This is a genomic window from Ensifer sp. SL37, assembly GCF_026672675.1.
Lineage (GTDB): Bacteria > Pseudomonadota > Alphaproteobacteria > Rhizobiales > Rhizobiaceae > Ensifer > Ensifer adhaerens.
The window spans coordinates 471552-492153 of the sequence record NZ_JAPPRN010000006.1 but is presented as its reverse complement, the minus strand read 5'-3'; the positions used below and the strand labels follow the sequence as shown (position 1 = coordinate 492153).

Sequence of the window (20602 nt, the reverse complement as noted above, 5' to 3'; positions counted from 1 at the left end):
CCAAGCGGTCACTCGAATTCGAGGATCAGACCGCCCGTTCCATCGGTTGGCCCCATATCGTCCCAGCTATCGACGTAGACGGATTTCGTGTCGGCTCTGCCGTTGCGATGGGCGTAGTACATGCCGATATCGTCGCCCTTCTTGCCTTCGTTCGGCATGTCCTGGAACCATTTCGTGTAGGTCAGGGGCGCGCCGGTGTCCCAACGCCAGCCGCCTCTGGGCTCCTTGCCCTGTGGGTCCTGCGTCAGGCCGATCCAGGGGCCCATCTTGTAGCTGACATTGCCTGAGGGGTCGTAGCCGGTGTTGAAAAAGGTCTGATCGGCGTTGAAAAGCGACGCGACGAAGGCGTTCTCCTCTTGAGACGAAATCGACGCGAGGTGCGCGCCGCAACCGCCGGCGATCCCCCGCGCATAAACGGCCAAAATTATTCCCGTCCGCACTGCGACATAGAGGTGCCCTTCGAACACGCCATATACGGTTTCGAAGTGGCGCAGGCAGGTCAGCGCCCGCAGGACGGTTTGATCGGTTTCCAGACCCTCGAGGTTGGCAACATCATAGCGTCGGGCCTTCGGAGAGCTGTATATGCCCTCGGCTCTGTCGTTGACTTTGATGCCGAGGGCTTCTGCCGTGCGCTCTGTGATGAAGCCGCTTGCTGGCTGCTGGTTGGTGCTCTGGAACCGCTTGATCGCTTCGCGCGTCTGTCCACCAAAAACACCATCGGCCGTGCCCGCCGCAAATCCGCGCGAGGCGAGTGCCACCTGGACGTTTCGTCGCTTGTCCTTGTCCGGCAATAGCCGCGCTTCGACGGACTGAGGCAGATGCGACTGGTTGCGCACGGCGGCGGGTTCGATCTGCGCCAGCGCCTGGCGTCCGAGGTCGGCATATTCGCCGGTGCGGTGTTTTTCGACGAAGAAGTGCCAGATGCGCGCCGTTCCGATCTTCAGCGCCTTTTTGAAGTCCTTCTCTGCCTCAAGCGCTTCGGGATCCATGGCCGGCACAGTGAGTGCCGGCTGCACCGGCTGAACCGCCGCAGTCTGCGGCATGGCCGTCTGTACCGCCGGGGTTTGTACCGCTGGGGTCGTCTGGGGCGCTGCGGTTTCCGGCCCGAAGTAGAACTCCAGCGACAGGGATGACAGGATCTGCGGCTGCTGCTTGCCCTGCGTCTCCTTGCGCACGTCACGCACGACCCGCTTGAAGGCGGTGCCGACTTCGAGGCCGGCGCCCGAGAGATTGGCGATCAGCGCCCGCGTAAAGGGCGAATGCCCGTCGGTGCCGTCGGCGGCGACCTGTCCGGGGGCTGCGGCAAAGGCGACGAGCGTGCCGCCGCCCTGCGTTTCGATCGGCGCCAGCCCGCGGGTCGCCGCACCGCGGGTCGCACCTTCGACTTCGCGTGTCAGCCGCTCGGCGAGCGGATTGTTGCGGCAGGCATCGAGGAAGACCATCGAGATGCGGGCACGTTTTTCCATCGCGCCGATGATCTCGGACAGCGCCACGGTCTCGGCCGGCACGTCGAACTCGCTTTCGAGCTTGGCATCGGTGCCAACAAGGAAATTCTCGCCGTGCAACTGCATCCCGTGGCCGGCGTAGTAAAACAGGGCGGTATCGTCAGGCCCGATCTTGCGCGAGAAGTTTGAAAGTGCACCGGCAAGGCCGCGGCGATCGGCGTTGAGCACGAGGTTCGTTTCGAAGCCCTGGTCCTTGAGAAAGGTGTTGAAGGCTTCTGCATCGCGTGAAGCATTGGGCAGCGTTCCAGCGAGCACGTAGTTGCTCATGCCGACGACGAGCGCCAGCCGCTTGCCGTTTCCTTCGGCAAAGGCGTTTCCCATGGTGAAAAGGACCATGAGCGCCGCCGAAAGGAGCCAGGTTGTCAGATTTGCACGCCACCTCATGACCGACCCTCCGAGCCATCGAGACGGAAACGGATTGCCATGACGGGATATTCCTGGATGCACCCCCATCGCACATCTGTATATTAGATAATTGTTATGTTTCGGGCAATGTCGGATCGGGCCGCCTGGCGCAGCCTTTTCAGGAATTTCGGCTGCAATTTAAAGCCATCGACACGATTTGTGGGAGGTCAAGCGCGATGTGTAGCAATGTTACAGAAAATGATGCGCTGCAGCATAAATCTTCGCCGGGTGCATTTTCAGCCTGAAGCATATACTGTAAATCGTCATTAAAGACTGTTTCTGGGTGGAGAGCAGGCATGACGAAATGGGTTTACACCTTCGGTGGGGGCAAGGCCGAGGGACGTGCGGGTGATCGTGAGCGCTTGGGTGGCAAGGGCGCCAACCTTGCCGAGATGTGCAACCTCGGCCTGCCGGTTCCGCCGGGCCTGACGATCATAACCGATGCCTGCAACAGCTTCTTCGACAATGACAGGCAGATGCCGGATGGCCTGCGCGACCAGGTGCGCGAGGGGATCAGCCGGATGGAAGAGGTGACCGGCCGCGTCTTCGGCGACACCTCCCGTCCGCTGCTGCTTTCGGTTCGCTCAGGCGCGCGCGCGTCCATGCCCGGCATGATGGACACGGTTCTCAACCTCGGTCTCAACGATCAGTCGGTACATGCGCTTGGCCATGACGCCGGTGATGCCCGTTTTGCCTGGGACAGCTATCGTCGCTTCATCCAGATGTATGGCGACGTCGTCATGGGCGTCGACCACGACGTCTTCGAGGAAATCCTTGAGGACGAAAAGGCGCGCCTCGGCCATGAGCAGGATACCGAGCTTTCGGCGGTGGAGTGGCAGAGCGTCATTGCCCGTTACAAGGAAGCGATCGAGGAAGCGCTGGGCGAACCCTTTCCGCAGGATCCGGAAGTGCAGCTCTGGGGGGCGATCGGCGCCGTGTTTTCGAGCTGGATGAACCCGCGGGCGATCACCTATCGCCACCTGCACGCCATCCCCGCCGCCTGGGGCACCGCCGTCAACGTCCAGGCGATGGTCTTCGGCAATCTCGGCAATTCGTCGGCGACTGGCGTTGCCTTCACCCGCAACCCCTCGACCGGCGAGAACGAGCTTTACGGCGAGTTTCTGGTCAATGCACAGGGCGAGGACGTCGTTGCCGGCATCCGCACGCCGCAGAACATTACCGAAGCGGCGCGCCTTGGGTCCGGCTCCGACAAGCCCTCGCTCGAAAAGCTGATGCCGGAGGCCTTCGCCGAGTTTCGCTCGATCTGCGATACGCTCGAACGCCACTATCGCGATATGCAGGATCTGGAATTCACCATCGAGCGCGGCACGCTCTGGATGCTGCAGACGCGCTCCGGCAAGCGCACCGCCAAGGCGGCGCTGAAGGTCGCGGTCGATATGGCGGAGGAGGGGCTGATCTCCGAACAGGAGGCCGTTGCCCGCATCGATCCCGCCTCGCTCGACCAGCTGCTGCACCCGACGATCGATCCGCATGCGCGCCGCGACATCATCGGCTCGGGCCTTCCGGCCTCGCCGGGGGCTGCGACGGGCGAGATCGTCTTTACCTCGGAGGAAGCGGTGCAGGCCGACAAGGAAGGCCGCAAGGTCATCCTCGTCCGCGTCGAGACCAGCCCTGAAGATATCCACGGCATGCATGCCGCCGAAGGCATTCTGACGACCCGCGGCGGCATGACCAGCCACGCCGCCGTGGTTGCCCGCGGCATGGGTACCCCTTGCGTTTCCGGCGCCGGCAGCATTCGTGTCGACCTTCGCAACGAAACGCTGACCGCCGGAGGCGTGACGCTCAGGAAGGGCGACGTCATCACCATCGACGGCTCGTCCGGCCAGGTGCTGAAGGGCGCGATCGCCATGCTGCAACCGGAACTTTCCGGGGACTTCGGCAAGATCATGGCCTGGGCGGACGCCACCCGCCGGATGACCGTCAGGACCAACGCCGAAACGCCGGCGGACGCACGCGCCGCGCGCTCCTTCGGTGCGGAGGGCATCGGCCTCTGCCGCACGGAACACATGTTCTTCGAGGACGACCGCATCAATGTCATGCGCGAAATGATCCTCGCCGACGACGAAGAAGGTCGCCGTTCAGCGCTCGCCAAGCTTCTGCCGATGCAGCGCTCGGATTTCGCCGAGCTGTTCTCGATCATGCACGGCCTTCCGGTAACGATCCGCCTGCTCGACCCGCCTCTGCACGAGTTCCTGCCGAAGACCGACGAGGAGATCGCCGACGTTGCCGGCGCGCTCTCGCTCGATCCGTCGGAACTGCGCCAGCGCGTCGACGAACTGCACGAATTCAATCCGATGCTCGGCCACCGTGGTTGCCGGCTGGCCATCTCCTATCCGGAGATCGCCGAGATGCAGGCGCGTGCCATCTTCGAAGCCGCCGTTGAAGCGGCGCACGAGACCGGAGCGGCCGTCGTTCCCGAAATCATGGTGCCGCTTGTCGGCCTCAAGGCAGAGCTCGATTACGTCAAGGCGCGCATCGATGCGGTCGCCAAGGAGGTGATCGGTGAGGCGGGTATCGACATCGACTATCTCGTCGGTACTATGATCGAATTGCCGCGTGCAGCCCTGCGCGCCGGCGTCATCGCCGAAGCGGCCGACTTCTTCTCCTTCGGCACCAACGACCTGACGCAGACGACTTTCGGCATCTCGCGCGACGACGCCTCGCAGTTCCTGGCGACCTACCAGCAGAAGGGCATCATCGAGCAGGACCCCTTTGTCTCGCTCGATTTCGACGGCGTCGGCGAACTGATCCAGATCGCAGCCGAGCGTGGTCGTCGCACCAAGAACGGTCTGAAACTCGGCATCTGCGGCGAACACGGCGGGGATCCGGCCTCGATCCGCTTCTGCGAGGACGCCGGCCTCGACTACGTCTCCTGTTCACCCTTCCGCGTGCCGATCGCCCGGCTCGCCGCGGCCCAGGCCGCGATCAACGGCAAGGGGTAACGTCTATCGCCAACGCCGCCCAAGCGGCGTTGGCTCGGCATGATCCGCTTTACCTGGCCTGGACGATCACCGGTCGTGAGACGATGACCGGCCGGTCCCAGCCCCACATCATCATGTCGTTCTGGTAGCGGAATGCGCGCGATTCGGCGCGGCGGTCGAGTTCGATCCGCTGCAGGCAGGTGGCAAACGCATCGGTGCCGCGGCGGAAGCCGTAGGACGCGCAGGTGTTGCCGTCGGCGATGCGCCGTTCCTCCGGCGTCATCGTCTGGCATGCCGTCAAGAGAAGCGCGGCTGCGATAAGGATGGACAGTCGTTTCATCATGGTTCTCGCGCCTCCTGGGCGCAACCGGGTCGTGTGAGGCCGTACCGGTCTGCGTCTCGCCGTGAGCAATCGAGCGGCACACCACTCAACGCCTCGAATCACAATCAATATAGGGACTTGTATCGAGAATCGAAACGAACGATGCCAATTCTGTGCCATGTCGCGGTTGTAGGCGAGGGCACCTCACACCCGTCGTTGACGTGTGTGTGTGAGCCTGTTCCGGAGGGGTGTCGGGGTGTGATCCCTGCGCGATGGTCCGATTGCGCGTAATCCGCTGCCAAAACGCATTCACCGTCGCTTGCTGCCTCGCCCAGGGATGTGGTTGGAGTTGTCCCTGTGAGAGGCCTGCAGTGCTACATGCGTTCGAGCACGCCGACAAAGGATTCGGCGAAGCGCTCGAGGTCGCGCGTGGTGTCGCTCGGATGTTCGATACGGACGGCTCGGCCTTGTTCGTCGAGGCAGGCAAACAGGATCGAAGCGTCGCCTCCGGCATCAGCCAGACGGAGCACGGCAATGCTGCGGCAGTCTTCGATCAGATCAGAAGCGGGCAGGGCAAACAGAAACTCACCGCCGACGTTGTCAGCAACCGTGCGGACGAAGCTGGTGAAATCGGCATTGTTGCCGGAGAAACCATCGAGGGAGAGTTCGAGCTCAAGGAGCCCCATGGGGATGCCGCCGTCTCCGGCCGGTAGGGCAGAGGGGGTGGCGATGGCCACGGCTGCTTGCGATGCGCCCATGTCGGTTCTCCGTCGATTGCCGAGCGCCCTCGATTGATGTTGCGCGCTGGCCGTTGCCTCCGATTGAAACTCCGCGTGCCCTTTGAATCCCGGGCGCGCGGGCACATTCCCATGTGTTGATAGGTGGTTAACGAGAATGGCGATTTTGCGGCGAACTGCAAGGTAGGCCCGGAGCGCGGTGGCGGACTGCCGCATTGCCTGTTCCCTCGGCACGGGGCATGGTCTAAGAATGCGGTCTGTTTCGCGGCAGGGAATTGATTCAACTATATGATGGTCCGGTACGAGCGCCCCTATTCCTTTGCCGCCCACTGGGCGCGCCGCTTCGCCCGTGTCTCGTTCCTGCTTTTTGCGCTCTCGCTGCTGGCGCACCGCTTCGGTCCGCTGACGACACCGCATTTCCTCGCCCTTGTCGGCCTCGCCGGCGCCTTTGCGCTGTTGGGCGTGCTGTTTGCCGTCGTCGGGTTGGCGCGCTTGTGGCAGGTTGCGGCGATTGGTGGCCTGGCGTCTGCTGCGGCGCTTGTCTACGCCGCGCCGACGCTCGGCTTTATCGGCTATGGCGTCGTCCAATATCTGACCCGCCCGGAAATCTACGACGTCAGCACGGATACGGTGACGCCGCCGCCGTGGCTCAAGGTGCCGCAGGCGGAAGAGAGCTGGCTGAAGCGCAAGGCGGCGGTAACGCCTCAGGACCGTGAAGCGCAGATCCTCGCCTATCCGGCTCTGACCGGCCGGCGCTACGATGGCGCACTCGACCGCGTCTATCAGGGGGTGCGCAACGTCATCGAACAGAGCCGCGTCGGCATCACCGAAGAACTTGGTGTCGAGAACGCCCGCGCCGATCTGGAGGATCTGGCAGTACGGCCGAATGCGGGCGCGGATACGAACGCCGAACCGGAAAATGTACCCGTTCCGGCGGCGCGCCCGGAGATGGCTCTCGAAGGCGCGATTGCAGGGCGCCGCGCCAGCGATGTCGTGCTGCAGGGCGAGTGGCGCACGCTGATCGCGGGTTTTCGTTTCGATGTATTGATCCGGCTGCGCGAAGAGGCGGAGACCACCTTCGTCGACCTGCGCGTCGCCTCGCGTTACGGGCCTCATGATCTCGGCATGGGCGCCGCCTTCGCCGATCAATTCCTGCGGGCGCTCGATGCCGAGCTGTTGGGCATTGCCGGCGACTGATCGGCGGAGTGCCCGCCAGAAAACGTCATTCGTCTACGAGGGCTTTGCGACGGCCCAAGTCGGCTGTCGGCTCGCCCGCTGGCCGTAGCCAGCCGCGATAACGCACGATCAGGCCGGTCAACGGGCTTGCGACCTCCACGTGGAAATGAAACAGGCCGTCACGATCCTCCTCGAACGTCCGGCCACCCGGCGCAAGCAGTAAAGGAAGCGGAAGGCCGAGGAAGGACCAGGCGCGAACCAAGAGATGCAGGCGGTTTTCGGCGGGCTCAAGCGCGCACAGGACACGGAACGGTCCGAAATCTTCCGCGAGCAGTGGTTCGTTCTGCCTCTCGGCCTTTCGTTGCGAGCTGCGCAGGACTTTCCCACCGAAGCGTCGGGTCCAGACTTCCCGACCATTGCTGCATGCGAAGTGGATTTCAACAGGGACGTCAGCGCCTGCGCCGGGAAAGCCGAGCATGGAGGCGACGAGCCGAGCCCCTATCGAGCTGCCGCGCTCGATGACCGCACGTCCGCGAAAGGTGGCATGTCCCTCTGATAGGTCGTGCAGGGCGCGGATCGACGCGGGCAGGTGGTTCCATTGCCGGCCGAGGATCTGGCGGTAAAGGCTCTGTTTTTGGACCATGTCTTCCATCGTCATGCGATGAAGCGCCCACGCTCCTCAGGCGTCGGCACCATGCAGCTCTGGCGGCGGCCGGCGATGCGGTAGCGGTTTCTCGCCACGAGATCATAGAGCGGATCGCGAAGGGCAGCGGGTAGGATCCGGCAGATGTTGGCGAGCGACCACGGCAGACCCAGCCGCGCAAGCGTGCGGATCGATCCGTCGGATTTGACGCGGGCGATGCCGTCCTCGATCAGCATGTTGCTCTCGAAATGGACGGTATCGAGCCCGTAGTGCCGGTAGAGCGCTTGGCCTAGCGGCGACTGTGCTGTCAAATAGCGATATTGCGCCCGTCGGTCGTGGCGAAGCAGAAAGCGCACCCAGCCGGAACAAAAGATGCATTCGCCGTCGAAGACGATCACCGGCTTGTCGTCGGCAAAGGTGGGCACGGAAGCATCATTGCGATAGCTGTAGGTCTCGCGCCGCATGATCAGCCCGCTCCGCCGGGCGCCAGCCGGTAGGCGCCGAGAAGCGAGGGCGGGCCATCGGTTTCGATCCGTCCCTGTTCGATCAGGTCTTCGAGATGGGCGAGCACCGAAAGTGCCGCCGCCCCATGCAGCCGCACGTCGGTGGACGCATAGATGACCTTGACCATGTCAGGGATATGGCTGTCGCCGGCGCGGATGCGTTCGAGCACGGCACGCTCGCGCATCTTGCGGTGGGCGCGCAGGCCGCGAAGGAACGAGGCAGGCTCGATCACAGGTCCGCCATGGCCGGGCAGGTAGAGATGCTCGTCGCGGGAAAGCAGCTTTTCGAGCGAGGCCATGTAATCGGCCATGGCGCCATCGGGCGGCGCGACGATCGTCGTCGCCCAGGCCATGACGTGGTCGGCGGAAAAGAGAATGCCGGTGCCATCGAGCGCGAAGGCCATGTGGTTGGCCGTATGGCCGGGCGTCGTAAGCCCCGTCAGGCTCCAGCCGTCGCCCTCGATGCGCCCGCCGTCGGCAAGCCCGAGATCGGGGACGAACTCCATGTCGGAACTCTCGGCGAAAGGATTGCTCTCGCCCGCATGCAAGGGACGGGCGGAGCGATGCGGGCCTTCGCCGACGATCACCGCACCTGTGGCAGCCTTCAGCCGGCGCGCCAGCGGCGAGTGGTCGCGATGCGTGTGGCTGACGGCGATATGGGTGACCTCACGGCCGGCGAGCGCCGCCATCAGCGCCTGGAAATGCGCCTCGTCATCGGGGCCGGGATCGATGACGGCAACGGAACGTCTTCCGACAATATAGCTGTTGGTTCCGTGAAAGGTGAAAGGGCCGGGATTGTTGACCGTGATGCGCTGCACATCGTCCGCAACCGTCACGGCCTCGCCATGGGCCGGCTTGAAATCGAGATCGAAGTCCGGGCCCTGCATGCGTCTCTTCCTGGATTTCACTTGTATTCGATCTCGATGAACGACATCGGCTCTTTGCCGGCATTGACGACGTTGTGCGCCATGCCCGCCTCACGGCGGTAGGCGGCACCCTTGGCGATATCGACCCGCCGGCTGCCCGCCTCTTCCTCGAGCAGGAACTGGCAGTCTGTCATCGGCACCACCACATAGCCGAGCCCGTGCACATGGTGACCGGTGTCGGCGCCGGGCTCGAAATCCCAACGGGTGATCCTGACGACCGTGTCGTCGACGAGTACGGTTGGAACGGCAGGGGGGCGGGCGCGAAACTGGCTCATGAAATTCTCCATCTGCCGGGACAATAGGAGGTGCGGTCAGCGAAGGGAAGGGTACATCCGGTACCCACGGCGCGCGCCCTTCGGCGTCGTCGCCAACAAATCCGCCGAAAATTCAACTTAGTGCCAACTTAGTGATTGTGACGGGCGGCGAGCTTTGATAATCAGGCGCTCGATTTGGCGGACGTATTGTCCCGTCAATCCGTTGGGGCGTCGCCAAGCGGTAAGGCACCGGTTTTTGGTACCGGCATTCCCAGGTTCGAATCCTGGCGCCCCAGCCACATTTTTCCAGGCAGTTGATCCATTGGGCGGGCGATCGCGCGCCGGATTTGCATGCACTCTTGTCAAGTCATCTTGCAACTGACACGCTAGTTTCGTTGATTCCAACATGTGTGAGGGAGAAGATGGCTCACAAATTCGAAATCTACAAAGACAAGGCTGGCGAGTTCCGTGTTCGCTTCAAGTACAACAGCGAAGTGATGTTCTCGACCGAGGGCTACAAGACCAAGGCCAGCGCGCAGAACGCCATCGACTCGATCAAGAAGAACGGTCCCGACGCGCCCGTCGAGGACAACAGCGCCGGCTGAGTTCGACGCAATCCCCTAGAAAAAACCCGCCGATTTTCACCGGCGGGTTTTTTGTTTGTTGGTTTAGCCTGCAGTTGCCGCCGGCTTGGTCTGGGCCGGGGCGCCGAGGAACTCTTCGCACCAGCTCGGGCCTTCGGCACGCTTGCGGTCGCCGGCAATGTGGATCGAGCGGATGACGTAGTCGGACGAGACGGTCAGTTGCACCGCGCAGCTCAGATACTCGGTGCGCGCCGAGGAAATGCGCTTGCCGCGCTTGCCGTCCTTGGTGGTTTCGTACTGCGCCGGGATCTTGCGGGTCTTGTAGCCGCCCTTCCAGCTATAGACCGTGGAGCTGCCGCTTTCGACGTCGGAGATCGGCGGACCGTACTGGGCGAAGAAGCCGCCGGCCGGCTGGCCGAGCCAACGGGCTTCGACTGCGTTCCTGGAAATCCCCGTCCCGGTCGTCGTGCAGCCGGCGAGCACGAGCGCGAGGCCCGCCACCGTCATCATGCGGAAGTTCATGTTTCTGCCCCTTTGGCTCTCGTTCTGAAATCGGCATGGCACGGAAGCCCGTATCCCCTGGCTTTCCGCGCTTTCCGTTGAGCCTCTAGCGCCAAAAGAGACGAAAGGAAATGCACGCAGCGGTTCCGGTTCCAGGAAATTATGAAGCGTTGCAGAAAGTCCCTATCACGCGCATCTCCGGGGCGCCGTTGGTGCTGACCAGGGCCATTTTGCGCCTACGTTTTCCACCGTCACGATTATTTTTGGAAAAGGCGCAATGTTTTTCGAGATAGGCGCTTGTGAAATCAAAATGCCTGTTCTATAGAGGCGCCGCTGGTCACGGAGTGTAGCGCAGTCTGGTAGCGCACCACGTTCGGGACGTGGGGGTCGCAAGTTCGAATCTTGCCACTCCGACCAGCCAAATCAACCGCTTAGCCGATCTTTCCCGAAATATGCGCCAAAGCGCGGATCGACTGCGGACTGCTTCAATCATCACTTCTATAATGCATTTGTATCTTGCGCCGCGTGACGCTGTGGTCTTTTCGGATGAGCGGGCGGATTACGTTCTTTTCTCACCGGCAAACGCCGCCTGGCTCAATCGAAACGGCTTTGCACTGTTCGCGTGGTTCAGTCGAAAAGGCTTGAAACGCTTTGCTCTCGCGCGGTTCGGGCAAGGGCTTCTCCGAGCAGCGGCGCGACGGTGACGCGGCGGATGTTGGCGGTCTGGCGTTGCGCTTCGGTGTCTTGAATGGAATCGGTCAGCACCAGTTCCCTGAGGTTGCTGGCGCCAATACGCTCGCAAGCCCCCTCGGAAAGCACGCCGTGGGTGATGTATGCCGAGACCTCTCTGGCGCCCGCTTCCAGCAAGGCGTCAGCCGCATTGATCAAGGTCCCGCCGCTATCGATGATGTCGTCGATCAAGAGGCAGGTCTTCCCGAAGACGTCACCAATGATGTTCATGACCTCCGACACGCCGGCGCGGGGGCGCCTCTTGTCGACGATCGCAAGATCGGTGCCAATGCGCTTGGCGATGCCGCGAGCCCGCGCCACGCCGCCGACGTCAGGCGAAACGATCATGAGATTCCCGACGTCGTAGCGCTCTTTGATGTCGCGGGTCGTCACCGGCGCCGAATAAAGGTTGTCGGTCGGGATATCGAAAAAGCCCTGAATCTGGTCCGTATGCAGATCGAGCGTCATAACGCGGTTAACACCCGCGCCGGCGATCATGTTGGCGACCAGCTTCGACGAAATCGGTGTGCGGCCGGTGGCGCGGCGGTCCTGACGGGCATAGCCGAAATAGGGGATGACGGCGGTGATCCGGCGCGCAGACGAACGGCGCAGCGCATCGGTCAGGATCAACAGTTCCATGAGGTTGCCGTCGGCAGGAGCGCTGGTCGACTGGAGGATATAGACATCCTCGCCGCGCACGTTCTCGTGAAGTTGAACGTTGACTTCCTGGTCGGCGAAGCGCCCGACCGTACAGTCCGTGAGGGGAAGATTGAGATATCTGGCAATGGCTTCGGCAAGGGCGCGGTTGGAGTTACCGGTCACCAGCTTCATGAGCGCAATCCTGTTACAGGGAGCCTTTGAGGCAGCTTTAGAGCCTCGCCGGTGGATTCACAACCAGTGCTGCACATTTTTGTGACGCAACCGGTTTGGGTTGTTTGAGATGGCTATTCGCGACGGTGCACTCCGGTGCCTTAATGTCTGCGTAAATGCCGTTCGTCGCCGCTTAAAAGCCGTTGGTCGAATAGAGGTGTATTCGCAACGGGGTTGCTCTGTCGGCATGCGGGCGAAGCCTCTAGGTTCCCGCCATTCAATCACGGACGACGGGGAACGGGAATGTCGATCAAGCATCTATCCATTGCGACGGTTCTGCTGGTGGCCGGCCATTCGGTGGCGGCGGCGCAGAGCTGCGAGAAGAATTTCAAGGCGAGCGGCGTTCCGCTGGTGACGCCTGTTTTCTATAAGACCTGGCAGGAGTTCCCGAAGCTGAAGCCCGAGACCGCTCTGCAGCGGATGGCGCGGGGCGTCGCGGCGGAAGGCTTTTCCGGGATCGAGATCAACAAGGCACTCGGAACCATCGAAGCTTACCAGGATACGGCAGGCTCCGGGCGGCTGCAGACATTGCGAGTCGTCGCCCGCAAGCGCGGTTCAGGCACGCGGGTTGATGCGATGTTTGATATTCAGGTGGGGCAGGTGGCCACCAAGCAGGTGGTGCAGGAAGGCCTTTGCAACATCATCCGGTCCGCGACCGAATAGGTGCCGCGCGCAGGTCTTTTACACGATCTGCGCGAGATTCTGCGGACAAACAACTATTATCTGCTCTGCCCACTTGACGCGGAAGCATGGTGTGCGAAGTCATTCGCCATGAAGAGAAGCACACCAGTGCATCCGCGTGTTTTCGGGTAAGAGATGACCTATTAATTTCATTGATACTTCCGTCGCATATTGCGCGACACCATGAGCGTGGCCCTCGCTTGGCGAGGGTCACGCCATTTCAAATGAAAGCAATCAAAGCGTCTACCGGTATGTCCGGTCGAGCGCGATCTTGCTTTTGGCCTGGACACTGCATGCGGCCCTGTGGCTGCGCGTTGCATTGCTGAAATTGACTTTAAATGATTGTTGCATGCTCGATCGACAGGCGCTTCGCGGAACTCGCGGGTGTCATGCTTTACTCGCTCGAAAAGAACGGTGGCATTCCAGATGCGCAGGTCTTTATCCTAGGTGACGGGCTGCGGGCGTCCGACAAGGAAATGCTGCAAGCCTGTGCCAAACGGAAGCTGTGCTTCATCGATGTCGAAAGCGACATTCTCTCAAAAATCTCAGGCCTGAAGACGACGAGCTACTGGAGCCGCGCTACCTACGCTCGACTGTATCTGCCGGAATTGCTAGCCGACCGGCACGACCGTCTGCTCTACCTGGACGCTGACACGCTGATCAAAAAGAGCCTGGCACCACTGGCCGATCTGTCGTTTGAAGGCAGGGCCGTTGCAGCCGTTCCCTATGATGACCCGACGCGTTTCAATCCGTCGCTCGGCCGGGAGGCGAACACACCCTACTTCAACGCGGGAGTCCTGCTGGTCGATATCGACGCCTGGAACGCGCAGGACTACACGGCTCGCATTGCCAGGCTGCTTCAGGCGCGTTCGTTCGATTTCTTGGATCAGGACGTACTGAACCTTACGACCGAAGGGAACTTCGTTCATCTTCCCGGCCACTGGAATGCGCAGAAGGGGTGGGAAGACTATTCTCAAGCTTCCATCGTGCACTTCACTCACGCCAAGCCGAACACGAAAGAATGCGAGCACCCGGAGAAGGCGACGTTTCTGGAGTACCGGAAACAAACGCCCTGGCGTTCGGCGCGACTAATCACAAATCGCGACCGGCGCATTCGCACGCTGCTGCTATCGATCAGAAAGAAGTGGCAGTGGCTCTCGGCGTTTGCTCGGTAGCTGCGCTTGACTTGTGTAGCGGCAGTGCGGCGCGGGCCGCATAGCACCGCCGCCAGCCATCCGCTCGGTCAGCCCCGCTTTTCCAGGCCGTTCAGCACGGATTGAGCGGCGGCCTGTGCCTCCAGCATCGACGTGAAGTTGCCCTGGGCGGGGTAGGTGACGCCGCGGAACTTGATGACGAAGCACCATTTGCCGTTGATGCGTTTCTCGACCTTTACGGTGGTTTCCGGTTGCTTGTCGGTGCTCACCCTGTCGTCTCCCTGATTCGGCATTCTTGCGCCAAGGCCGCCCAGATACGCCGAGGAGAGCGGTTCTGTCCACCGCAGGGTGCGCGACCGTCGATGCAAATGTTCCGGGCGAGGGTGAAGGCGAACGTCGCGTCCGCTTTCATTCGTCCATGGTCAGGCGGACTGTCCCACGGCGTTCGGAAACGGTGAAACAGCCCTATCGATCCTCATGATCGACGCGCCAAGTTACGAATGCGGCGTTGGATTGATAGTCGTGATCGCGCGAGGATTGCGCCATGGTGAAGCGATTACCAGCGTTGTTTCATTTTGAAACAACGCCTCTCCGGCTTGATAACGCCGCAACGGAACCTTGACCTCGGCGATCGCGGCGCCGACGCAGGCCGTTTATTGTTCACATGGAAACGACGTGTTCGCAGATTGGTGTCTTATCAGCGTGAACAATCGGGGCGATATTTCCATCAACACTTGTTTTTGCCCGAGAGGCTCAGATGTTGAAGGAACCAATTTTTACCTTTCGCGAGATCGCCATTTGGTCCGCTATTCTTGGCAGCGTCGTCGGCTACCAGCTTTGGCAGCACGCCGATCCTGCGCCGCTGACGATCACTCTTCCTGCGATCGAGCAGCAGGTTTGATGGATGCCTGCGGAGTTGCGCCTCCGGCAAGCTGTCGAAATGCGTCCACGGCGATCACCACTGGTTCTCAGCCGTCCATGCAAAATAAAAAGGGGCCGCTCCGGCCCCTTTTTGCTGCGTGCGATGTCGCTCACCCGTCGATGTCGTCGATGATCTCCACGGCCCTGCCGGCGGAGACGCGGCGGACTTCGGCTTCCTCGCGGCGACCGGCGAAAAGTTCGGTCGCCATCAGCTGGTCGGCAAGGTCGGCCGGCAGCGAGAGGATGACGCGGGCGTCTTCCGTGTGGATGCCGCCGAGCGCCGAGCGCTTGGCGGTGATCATGCCGCCCGCCACCGTGTTGTTGGTGTCCGGATCGATCAGGATGAACGCGCCGGTGGTGCGGTTCTGCTCGTAGGTGTCGAAGATCGCCTGCTCGTCGAAGGCAAGATGCACCTTGCCGATGGCGTTCATCGGCAGCTGATCGGCCTGGTTCCACTTACCGGTCTGGAGGTCAAGCTGGCTTGCCGGCTGCACCTGGACGCGCTGGCGTCGGCTGCCACTCTTCAGCCAGTAGCGCTTGCCGGGCTGGATGCCTTCGGCTTGCAGCGCGACGAGCTGGGCGTCGAAGGAAAGACCGGTCAGCGGCTGGCTGTCGATCGCGACGATCATGTCGCCGCGCGAGACGTCCACTTGGCGGTCGAGCACGAGCGTGATCGCGTCGCCGGCGACCGCTGCGTTGCGCACGAGATCGAAGGTGACGATTTTGGTGACGTTGGCAACCATGCCCGAGGGCAGGATGACAACACTGTCGCCGGGCTTCACCGAGCCGCCGGCAACCGTGCCCTGATAGCCGCGGAAGCTTTCGCCGGGCCGCGAGACGCGCTGCACCGGCAGGCGGAAACCAACGGTCTGGGCCGAACGGGTGGTTGCCAGCTCCAGTACCTCGATCAGCGTCGGGCCGTCATACCAGGGCATCGAGGCGCGGCCGTCGTAGACGACGTTCTCGCCCTTTAGCGCCGAGACCGGGATGGCGATGACCTGGCGCACGCCAAGCGACAGCGCCAGCTCGCGGAACTCGTGGCTGATCTCTTCGAAACGGGCGCGGTTGTAGTCGGTGAGGTCGATCTTGTTGACCGCCAGCACGAACTGCTTGATGCCCATCAGCGTCGCGATCGTCGCATGCCGGCGGGTCTGTTCGAGCAGTCCGACGCGGGCGTCGACGAGCAGCACGGCGAGATCGGCGGTCGAGGCGCCGGTCGCCATGTTGCGGGTATATTGCTCATGACCGGGCGTGTCGGCGACGATGAACGAGCGCTTGTCGGTCGAGAAGTAGCGATAGGCGACATCAATGGTGATGCCCTGTTCGCGCTCGGCCTGCAGCCCGTCGAGCAGCAGCGCGAAATCGGGAAGGCCAAGATCGTTCTGCTTGCCTTTGGAATCGCGCTGAAGCGTCGCTGCCTGGTCTTCCTTGACCGCCTTGGTGTCCCAGAGCAGGCGGCCGATCAGTGTCGACTTGCCGTCGTCGACCGAGCCGCAGGTGATGAGCCGAAGGGGACGGCTGTCACGGGTGGCGCGCGCCGGCTCCTGCGCCGGGAAAGCGAGAACTTCGCCAGCTGCAACGTGCTCGACGGCATTCGCGGTTGCGGTTGCGGTCATCAGAAATATCCTTCGCGCTTCTTCTTTTCCATCGAGCCGGATTGGTCACGGTCGATGGCGCGGCCCTGGCGTTCGGAAACGGTCGCGGTTTCGAGTTCGGAGATGATGTCGTCGAGCGTCGTCGCGGTCGAACGGATGGCGCCGGTCAGCGGGAAGCAGCCGAGCGTGCGGAAGCGGATGACTTCTTCGCGCTTGGTCTCGCCAGGCAAAAGTTCGAGGCGCGGGTCTTCGGCGAGGATCATCATGCCGTCGCGTTCGACGATCGGGCGCTTTTCAGCAAAGTAGAGCGGTACGATCGGAATGTCTTCGGCCTGGATGTAGCGCCAGATATCGACCTCGGTCCAGTTGGACAGCGGGAAGGCGCGCACGCTCTCGCCCTTGCGGATCATGCCGTTGTAGACGTTCCAGAGTTCCGGACGCTGGTTGCGCGGGTCCCAGCGGTGGTCGGGCGTGCGGAAGGAGTAGATGCGCTCCTTGGCGCGGCTCGCCTCTTCGTCGCGACGCGCGCCGCCGAAGGCAGCATCGAACTGGCCGGCGTCGAGCGCCTGGCGCAGTGCCTCGGTCTTCATGATGTCCGTATAGAGCGCCGAACCGTGGGTGAACGGCGTGACGTTCTCGGCGGCACCGCGCGGATTGACGTGCTCGATCAGGTCAAGGTCGTAGCGCTCGACGATCTCGTTGCGGAACGCGATCATCTCGGCGAATTTCCAGCCGGTGTTGACGTGCAGCAGCGGGAAGGGAACGCGGCCGGGATAGAAGGCCTTGCGTGCCAGATGCAAGAGAACCGAGGAATCCTTGCCGATCGAATAAAGCATGACCGGGCGCTCGAACTCGGCGGCCACTTCGCGGAAGATGTGGATCGCTTCGTTTTCCAGCGCCTTCAGATGCGGATCGAGCGGCGGCTTGGCACTCTGCGGATTATGCAGTTCCGTTTCCGGATGGATGTGGGGCATTTCAGTCTCCGGGAAGATTTGTCTTCGGATGAGCGCGCCAGCCTCAGGCGGCGCTGCTCGAATTGGGGATGATGGAGCTTGCGGCGGCCTCGGGAACATGCAGACCACATTCGCGCTTCTCGTCGTTCTCCCACCACCAGCGGCCGGCGCGCTCGGGCTCGCCGGGCTTGATGGCGCGGGTGCAGGGCTCGCAGCCGATCGAGGGATAGCCGCGGGCGTGCAGCGGGTTGACCGGAACGGCGTGCGTGGCGACGTAGCTGTTGATGGTCTCGATGTCCCAGTCGGCCAGCGGATTGATCTTGATCAGGCCGCGTTCGGCATCTGCCTCGGCAAAGGGCGTGGAGGCACGGTTGCCCGACTGGCCGCGGCGCAGCCCGGTAACCCAGAAGCTTGCTCCTTCGAGTGCGCGCGCAAGCGGCTTCAGCTTGCGCACGTCGCAACAGGCATGTCGCGCTTCGACGCTTTCATAGAAACCGTTGAGACCGTAGCGCGCCGCATAGGCGTCGATGTCGGCCTTTTCCGGATGGTAGCGCTTGATCAGGATGTCGTAGGCTTCTTCCGTCTTGTCGATCAGCGCCGCGGTCTCATCGAAGAGACGACCGGTCTGAAGCGTGACGACATCGACGGCAAGCTTGTTCTTTCCGATCGCGGCGGTAATCACCTGATCCTCGATGCCGAGCGAGGTCGTGAAGACTGCCCGCCCTTCAAGGCTTGCAACGAGCGCCAGCCGTCCGGCGAGATCCAGGCTTTCGAGCCTCTCGTTCAGTGCCTTGGCGGTGGTTTCGAGGGATGACGTGGTCATGGCTGCGTCCTGTTCCAACTTGGGCGGAATATCGCAGCCGAACAGGACAATGGACAGAAATAGCGGTTTCTAATGCTGTTTGTTTGGAGCAAATCTGCCTCTCAGATCGAAAAGCAGCGAAAAACCGAATATAGACTAGTAATTTACTAGATTTAATACTGTATGTGGCAAAAGCTGGAGACGCGAACCCTGCGGCTCGCGTCTCCTTGTTTTGCGGCCGAAGCCCGATCGTCAGAACTCCGCCCAGCCGTCCTCCTGTGGTCGCGCGCCGCCGCGATAGGCGCCGGCGAGCTTGCGGGTCAACGCACGTGCGGGCGAGGGGGCTGCACTTTCCGTGGCACCACTTGCCACGAGGCGTGGTCCTGCCGAAGAGCCGTTGCCGGTCCTGAAGCGCATCAGGAGGTCGTTGAGCGCGCCGGCCTCGCGGGCAAGGCTGTGGCTGGCGGCGGTCGATTGCTCCACCATCGCCGCATTCTGCTGCGTGCCCTGGTCGATGGCATTCACCGCCGTATTGATCTGCTGGATGCCGGCTGCCTGTTCGCGGGCGCTTTCGACGATCGCCGTCACGTGGTTGTTGATCTCCTTGACCTCGACGATGATGCTTTCGAGTGCCGCGCCGGTCTCTCGCACCAGGGTGACGCCGGATTTGACCTGCTGGCCGGATGTGGCGATCAGCACCTTGATCTCCTTGGCAGCCTGAGCCGAGCGCTGGGCAAGCTCGCGCACTTCCTGGGCGACGACGGCAAAACCCTTGCCCGCCTCACCGGCGCGAGCCGCCTCGACGCCGGCGTTGAGCGCCAGGAGGTTCGTCTGGAAGGCGATGTCGTCGATCACGCCGATGATGCTGGAGATCTCCCGCGACGAGGCTTCGATGCCGCTCATGGCGGTGACGGCATTGCCGACGATTTCGCCGGATTTCTCCGCAGCGCCTCGGGTGCGGGTGACGAGCGTGCCCGCCTCTTCCGCGCGCCGGCTGGCATCGGCGACGGTGGTGGCGATCTGGTCGAGCGCAGCTGCTGTTTCCTCGACCGAGGCGGCCTGTTGTTCCGTGCGCTTGGAGAGGTCGCCGGCGGCGGAGCGGATTTCGCTGGCGCCGGCATTGATGCTGCGGGCATTCTCCCCGACCGAGCGCAGTGCCTCTTCGAGGTTGGTGGCCGAGCTGTTGAAGTTGGTTCGCAGCGCGTCGAGCCGTTCGGCAAGCGGCGTGTCGATGCGGAAGGTCAGATCACCTTCGGCAAGGCGATCGAGACCAAAGCCGAGTGCGCTGACTGCCGCCTGGACCTCGGCCGCCTCTTTCGCCTTCTGTGCCTCGCGCTGTTCACGCTCGCGTTCAGACAGCGAACGACCGGCTTCGGCCTCTTGCTCCAGCCGCTCGCGTTCCAGCGCATTGTCTCGGAAGACGGCGACAGCGCCGGCCATCTGGCCGATTTCGTCGCGGCGACCTTCGCCGAAGATCAGTGCCTTGAGATTGCCGGCGGCAAGCTGGCGCATGGCTTCGCGCAGGCTCGTCAGCGGGCGCAGCAGGCCGGCAATGACGAACCAGACGGTCGCGCCAAGCATGAGCAGGGCGAAGCCAGCAATCACACTTTGCCAGAGTGTCAGGTTGTCCTTCTCGGCATTCGCCGCTTCGAGCTCGCCGTTAGCCTCGGAAAGCTGCAGCTTGATCAAGTCGCTGATTGGCGCGGCGAGGGGATCGACTGATGAGTAGAGCTTGGTATCGACAAAGCGTTCGAGTTCGGCCTTGTCCTGACGCTGCATGATCTGCACGAGATCGCGGATCGACGCATCACTTGCGATGCGCGCCCTGTCGAAAATCTCGGTCAGCGTCTTTTCCTCCGGCGTGAGCCGTGTGGCTTCGTAGGTGCGCCAGCGCGTGTCGATGGTCGCAAGCGCCGCGTCGATCGCTTTTGCGCCGGCCGCCCAGTCCAGGGCGCCGCTGCGGACCTTATGGGTCGTGTCGACGATTTCGACCGCATACATGTCGGACACCGTCTTCAAGTGGTCGACCGGCAGCAACCGGTCGACGACAATCGATTCGGTGCGTTTGGAGATGGAAGTCAGCGCACTGAAGGCCGTAACGATCATGACCAGCATGGCGACGGCGAGCAGGGACAGACAGACGAGCAGGCGTGCTTTGATTGTCATGAATAACGCTCCGCGGTTGCCCGCAAGGCAAATCATCCTCGGCCGATGGCCGCGGGCACGGCCGCAAAGGCATCGGTAAGCGAGCTCGCCTTGGCAGGGGAGTGATGTCGATGATGGGATGGAGCACGCGATATTGCGCGGCGAAACTGCCGTCATGGCATGTTCGCCCAGCGTTCACTCCGTCTCATATAGACATAACAACCGGAGATTAAGAATGGCTAAATTTTAAGCTG

The 20602-nt window shown here is 62.3% G+C and carries 20 protein-coding genes and 2 tRNA genes; 8 read left to right on the top strand and 14 right to left on the bottom strand.

What is annotated here, in order from left to right; translation table 11 throughout:
• Positions 1–8 precede the first annotated feature (8 nt).
• Positions 9–1889 carry a caspase family protein gene (locus OVA00_RS14615; protein WP_034801311.1) on the bottom strand — a complete coding sequence of 627 codons (1881 nt, stop codon included), beginning with the start codon at positions 1887–1889 and terminating at the stop codon, positions 9–11.
• 317 nt (positions 1890–2206) lie between these two features.
• Here OVA00_RS14615 and ppdK point away from each other — a divergent pair, with 317 nt between their 5' ends.
• Positions 2207–4873: a pyruvate, phosphate dikinase gene (ppdK, locus tag OVA00_RS14610; protein WP_034801313.1), complete on the top strand. Its 2667-nt coding sequence runs from the start codon at positions 2207–2209 to the stop codon at positions 4871–4873.
• Between the two features lie 49 nt (positions 4874–4922).
• Here the strand turns inward: ppdK and OVA00_RS14605 are convergent, their stop codons facing one another.
• Positions 4923–5195 carry a hypothetical protein gene (locus OVA00_RS14605; RefSeq protein WP_034801317.1) on the bottom strand — a complete coding sequence of 91 codons (273 nt, stop codon included), beginning with the start codon at positions 5193–5195 and terminating at the stop codon, positions 4923–4925.
• A 353-nt stretch (positions 5196–5548) separates the two neighbouring features.
• On the bottom strand, positions 5549–6127 hold the full coding sequence (locus OVA00_RS14600) for a hypothetical protein (RefSeq protein WP_268089238.1): 579 nt from the start codon (positions 6125–6127) through the stop codon (positions 5549–5551).
• 72 nt (positions 6128–6199) lie between these two features.
• Between OVA00_RS14600 and OVA00_RS14595 the strand changes: the two genes are divergently transcribed.
• Entirely contained in the window at positions 6200–7108 is a 909-nt protein-coding gene (locus OVA00_RS14595; protein ID WP_034801322.1) for a DUF1499 domain-containing protein, read from the top strand.
• A 25-nt stretch (positions 7109–7133) separates the two neighbouring features.
• Here the strand turns inward: OVA00_RS14595 and OVA00_RS14590 are convergent, their stop codons facing one another.
• From OVA00_RS14590 to OVA00_RS14575, 4 genes are read right to left on the bottom strand one after another with little or no spacing between them, the layout of a single operon-like run.
• Positions 7134–7730, bottom strand: coding sequence for a DUF4166 domain-containing protein (locus OVA00_RS14590; RefSeq protein WP_268089237.1), 597 nt, complete (start codon positions 7728–7730; stop codon positions 7134–7136).
• A gap of 11 nt (positions 7731–7741) precedes the next feature.
• The gene (locus OVA00_RS14585; RefSeq protein ID WP_268089236.1) at positions 7742–8194 is read right to left on the bottom strand and encodes a thiol-disulfide oxidoreductase DCC family protein; all 453 of its coding nucleotides are present in this window, start codon (positions 8192–8194) and stop codon (positions 7742–7744) included.
• A gap of 2 nt (positions 8195–8196) precedes the next feature.
• Positions 8197–9120, bottom strand: a complete 924-nt coding sequence (locus OVA00_RS14580) for an MBL fold metallo-hydrolase (protein ID WP_060516280.1) — start codon at positions 9118–9120, stop codon at positions 8197–8199.
• A 17-nt stretch (positions 9121–9137) separates the two neighbouring features.
• On the bottom strand, positions 9138–9434 hold the full coding sequence (locus OVA00_RS14575) for a cupin domain-containing protein (RefSeq protein WP_034801330.1): 297 nt from the start codon (positions 9432–9434) through the stop codon (positions 9138–9140).
• Between the two features lie 203 nt (positions 9435–9637).
• Between OVA00_RS14575 and OVA00_RS14570 the strand changes: the two genes are divergently transcribed.
• Positions 9638–9712, top strand: a tRNA-Gln gene (locus tag OVA00_RS14570).
• A gap of 123 nt (positions 9713–9835) precedes the next feature.
• Positions 9836–10018: a YegP family protein gene (locus OVA00_RS14565; RefSeq protein ID WP_034801332.1), complete on the top strand. Its 183-nt coding sequence runs from the start codon at positions 9836–9838 to the stop codon at positions 10016–10018.
• Between the two features lie 63 nt (positions 10019–10081).
• On the opposite strand, the gene OVA00_RS14560 is transcribed toward OVA00_RS14565, so the two are convergent.
• Complete coding sequence (locus OVA00_RS14560; protein WP_034801335.1) at positions 10082–10519, bottom strand: hypothetical protein; 438 nt, start codon at positions 10517–10519, stop codon at positions 10082–10084.
• Positions 10520–10838: 319 nt separating this feature from the next.
• Here OVA00_RS14560 and OVA00_RS14555 point away from each other — a divergent pair.
• Positions 10839–10915: transfer RNA gene (locus OVA00_RS14555), tRNA-Pro, on the top strand.
• Between the two features lie 210 nt (positions 10916–11125).
• Here OVA00_RS14555 and OVA00_RS14550 read toward each other — a convergent pair.
• Positions 11126–12058 carry a ribose-phosphate pyrophosphokinase gene (locus OVA00_RS14550; RefSeq protein WP_326494136.1) on the bottom strand — a complete coding sequence of 311 codons (933 nt, stop codon included), beginning with the start codon at positions 12056–12058 and terminating at the stop codon, positions 11126–11128.
• A gap of 288 nt (positions 12059–12346) precedes the next feature.
• On the opposite strand from OVA00_RS14550, the gene OVA00_RS14545 reads away from it, so the two are divergent.
• Together OVA00_RS14545 and OVA00_RS14540 are read left to right on the top strand one after the other, a co-directional pair.
• Positions 12347–12760: a hypothetical protein gene (locus tag OVA00_RS14545; protein WP_034789415.1), complete on the top strand. Its 414-nt coding sequence runs from the start codon at positions 12347–12349 to the stop codon at positions 12758–12760.
• 356 nt (positions 12761–13116) lie between these two features.
• Positions 13117–13953 carry a glycosyltransferase family 8 protein gene (locus tag OVA00_RS14540; RefSeq protein WP_268089235.1) on the top strand — a complete coding sequence of 279 codons (837 nt, stop codon included), beginning with the start codon at positions 13117–13119 and terminating at the stop codon, positions 13951–13953.
• 68 nt (positions 13954–14021) lie between these two features.
• Here OVA00_RS14540 and OVA00_RS14535 read toward each other — a convergent pair whose 3' ends face one another.
• On the bottom strand, positions 14022–14201 hold the full coding sequence (locus OVA00_RS14535) for a hypothetical protein (protein ID WP_034789185.1): 180 nt from the start codon (positions 14199–14201) through the stop codon (positions 14022–14024).
• 488 nt (positions 14202–14689) lie between these two features.
• Between OVA00_RS14535 and OVA00_RS14530 the strand changes: the two genes are divergently transcribed.
• On the top strand, positions 14690–14833 hold the full coding sequence (locus OVA00_RS14530; RefSeq protein ID WP_268089234.1) for a hypothetical protein: 144 nt from the start codon (positions 14690–14692) through the stop codon (positions 14831–14833).
• Positions 14834–14963: 130 nt separating this feature from the next.
• Here OVA00_RS14530 and cysN read toward each other — a convergent pair whose 3' ends face one another.
• The 4 genes from cysN to OVA00_RS14510 all read right to left on the bottom strand — a co-directional run bounded on the left by cysN (position 14964) and on the right by OVA00_RS14510 (position 20369).
• The gene (cysN, locus tag OVA00_RS14525; protein ID WP_192370705.1) at positions 14964–16469 is read right to left on the bottom strand and encodes a sulfate adenylyltransferase subunit CysN; all 1506 of its coding nucleotides are present in this window, start codon (positions 16467–16469) and stop codon (positions 14964–14966) included.
• A complete protein-coding gene (gene cysD / locus OVA00_RS14520; RefSeq protein WP_060516276.1) occupies positions 16469–17422 on the bottom strand; it encodes a sulfate adenylyltransferase subunit CysD in 954 nt (317 codons plus the stop codon). Before cysD ends, cysN begins: the two co-directional genes overlap by 1 nt.
• A gap of 43 nt (positions 17423–17465) precedes the next feature.
• The gene (locus OVA00_RS14515; protein ID WP_034789190.1) at positions 17466–18224 is read right to left on the bottom strand and encodes a phosphoadenylyl-sulfate reductase; all 759 of its coding nucleotides are present in this window, start codon (positions 18222–18224) and stop codon (positions 17466–17468) included.
• 231 nt (positions 18225–18455) lie between these two features.
• The gene (locus OVA00_RS14510; protein ID WP_268089233.1) at positions 18456–20369 is read right to left on the bottom strand and encodes a HAMP domain-containing methyl-accepting chemotaxis protein; all 1914 of its coding nucleotides are present in this window, start codon (positions 20367–20369) and stop codon (positions 18456–18458) included.
• Positions 20370–20602 lie beyond the last annotated feature (233 nt).

Excerpts from the sequence above, each read along its gene's own strand:
- OVA00_RS14585 (WP_268089236.1), bottom strand. The coding sequence starts at position 8,194 with ATGCGGCGCGAGACCTACAGCTATCGCAATGATGCTTCCGTGCCCACC.
- ppdK (WP_034801313.1), top strand. The coding sequence starts at position 2,207 with ATGACGAAATGGGTTTACACCTTCGGTGGGGGCAAGGCCGAGGGACGT.
- OVA00_RS14540 (WP_268089235.1), top strand. The coding sequence starts at position 13,117 with ATGATTGTTGCATGCTCGATCGACAGGCGCTTCGCGGAACTCGCGGGT.
- OVA00_RS14575 (WP_034801330.1), bottom strand. The coding sequence starts at position 9,434 with ATGAGCCAGTTTCGCGCCCGCCCCCCTGCCGTTCCAACCGTACTCGTC.
- OVA00_RS14565 (WP_034801332.1), top strand. The coding sequence starts at position 9,836 with ATGGCTCACAAATTCGAAATCTACAAAGACAAGGCTGGCGAGTTCCGT.
- OVA00_RS14515 (WP_034789190.1), bottom strand. The coding sequence starts at position 18,224 with ATGACCACGTCATCCCTCGAAACCACCGCCAAGGCACTGAACGAGAGG.
- OVA00_RS14615 (WP_034801311.1), bottom strand. The coding sequence starts at position 1,889 with ATGAGGTGGCGTGCAAATCTGACAACCTGGCTCCTTTCGGCGGCGCTC.
- cysD (WP_060516276.1), bottom strand. The coding sequence starts at position 17,422 with ATGCCCCACATCCATCCGGAAACGGAACTGCATAATCCGCAGAGTGCC.
- OVA00_RS14600 (WP_268089238.1), bottom strand. The coding sequence starts at position 6,127 with ATGCGGCAGTCCGCCACCGCGCTCCGGGCCTACCTTGCAGTTCGCCGC.
- OVA00_RS14580 (WP_060516280.1), bottom strand. The coding sequence starts at position 9,120 with ATGCAGGGCCCGGACTTCGATCTCGATTTCAAGCCGGCCCATGGCGAG.
- cysN (WP_192370705.1), bottom strand. The coding sequence starts at position 16,469 with ATGACCGCAACCGCAACCGCGAATGCCGTCGAGCACGTTGCAGCTGGC.
- OVA00_RS14530 (WP_268089234.1), top strand. The coding sequence starts at position 14,690 with ATGTTGAAGGAACCAATTTTTACCTTTCGCGAGATCGCCATTTGGTCC.
- OVA00_RS14550 (WP_326494136.1), bottom strand. The coding sequence starts at position 12,058 with ATGAAGCTGGTGACCGGTAACTCCAACCGCGCCCTTGCCGAAGCCATT.
- OVA00_RS14560 (WP_034801335.1), bottom strand. The coding sequence starts at position 10,519 with ATGAACTTCCGCATGATGACGGTGGCGGGCCTCGCGCTCGTGCTCGCC.
- OVA00_RS14510 (WP_268089233.1), bottom strand. The coding sequence starts at position 20,369 with ATGACAATCAAAGCACGCCTGCTCGTCTGTCTGTCCCTGCTCGCCGTC.
- OVA00_RS14590 (WP_268089237.1), bottom strand. The coding sequence starts at position 7,730 with ATGGTCCAAAAACAGAGCCTTTACCGCCAGATCCTCGGCCGGCAATGG.
- OVA00_RS14595 (WP_034801322.1), top strand. The coding sequence starts at position 6,200 with ATGATGGTCCGGTACGAGCGCCCCTATTCCTTTGCCGCCCACTGGGCG.
- OVA00_RS14605 (WP_034801317.1), bottom strand. The coding sequence starts at position 5,195 with ATGATGAAACGACTGTCCATCCTTATCGCAGCCGCGCTTCTCTTGACG.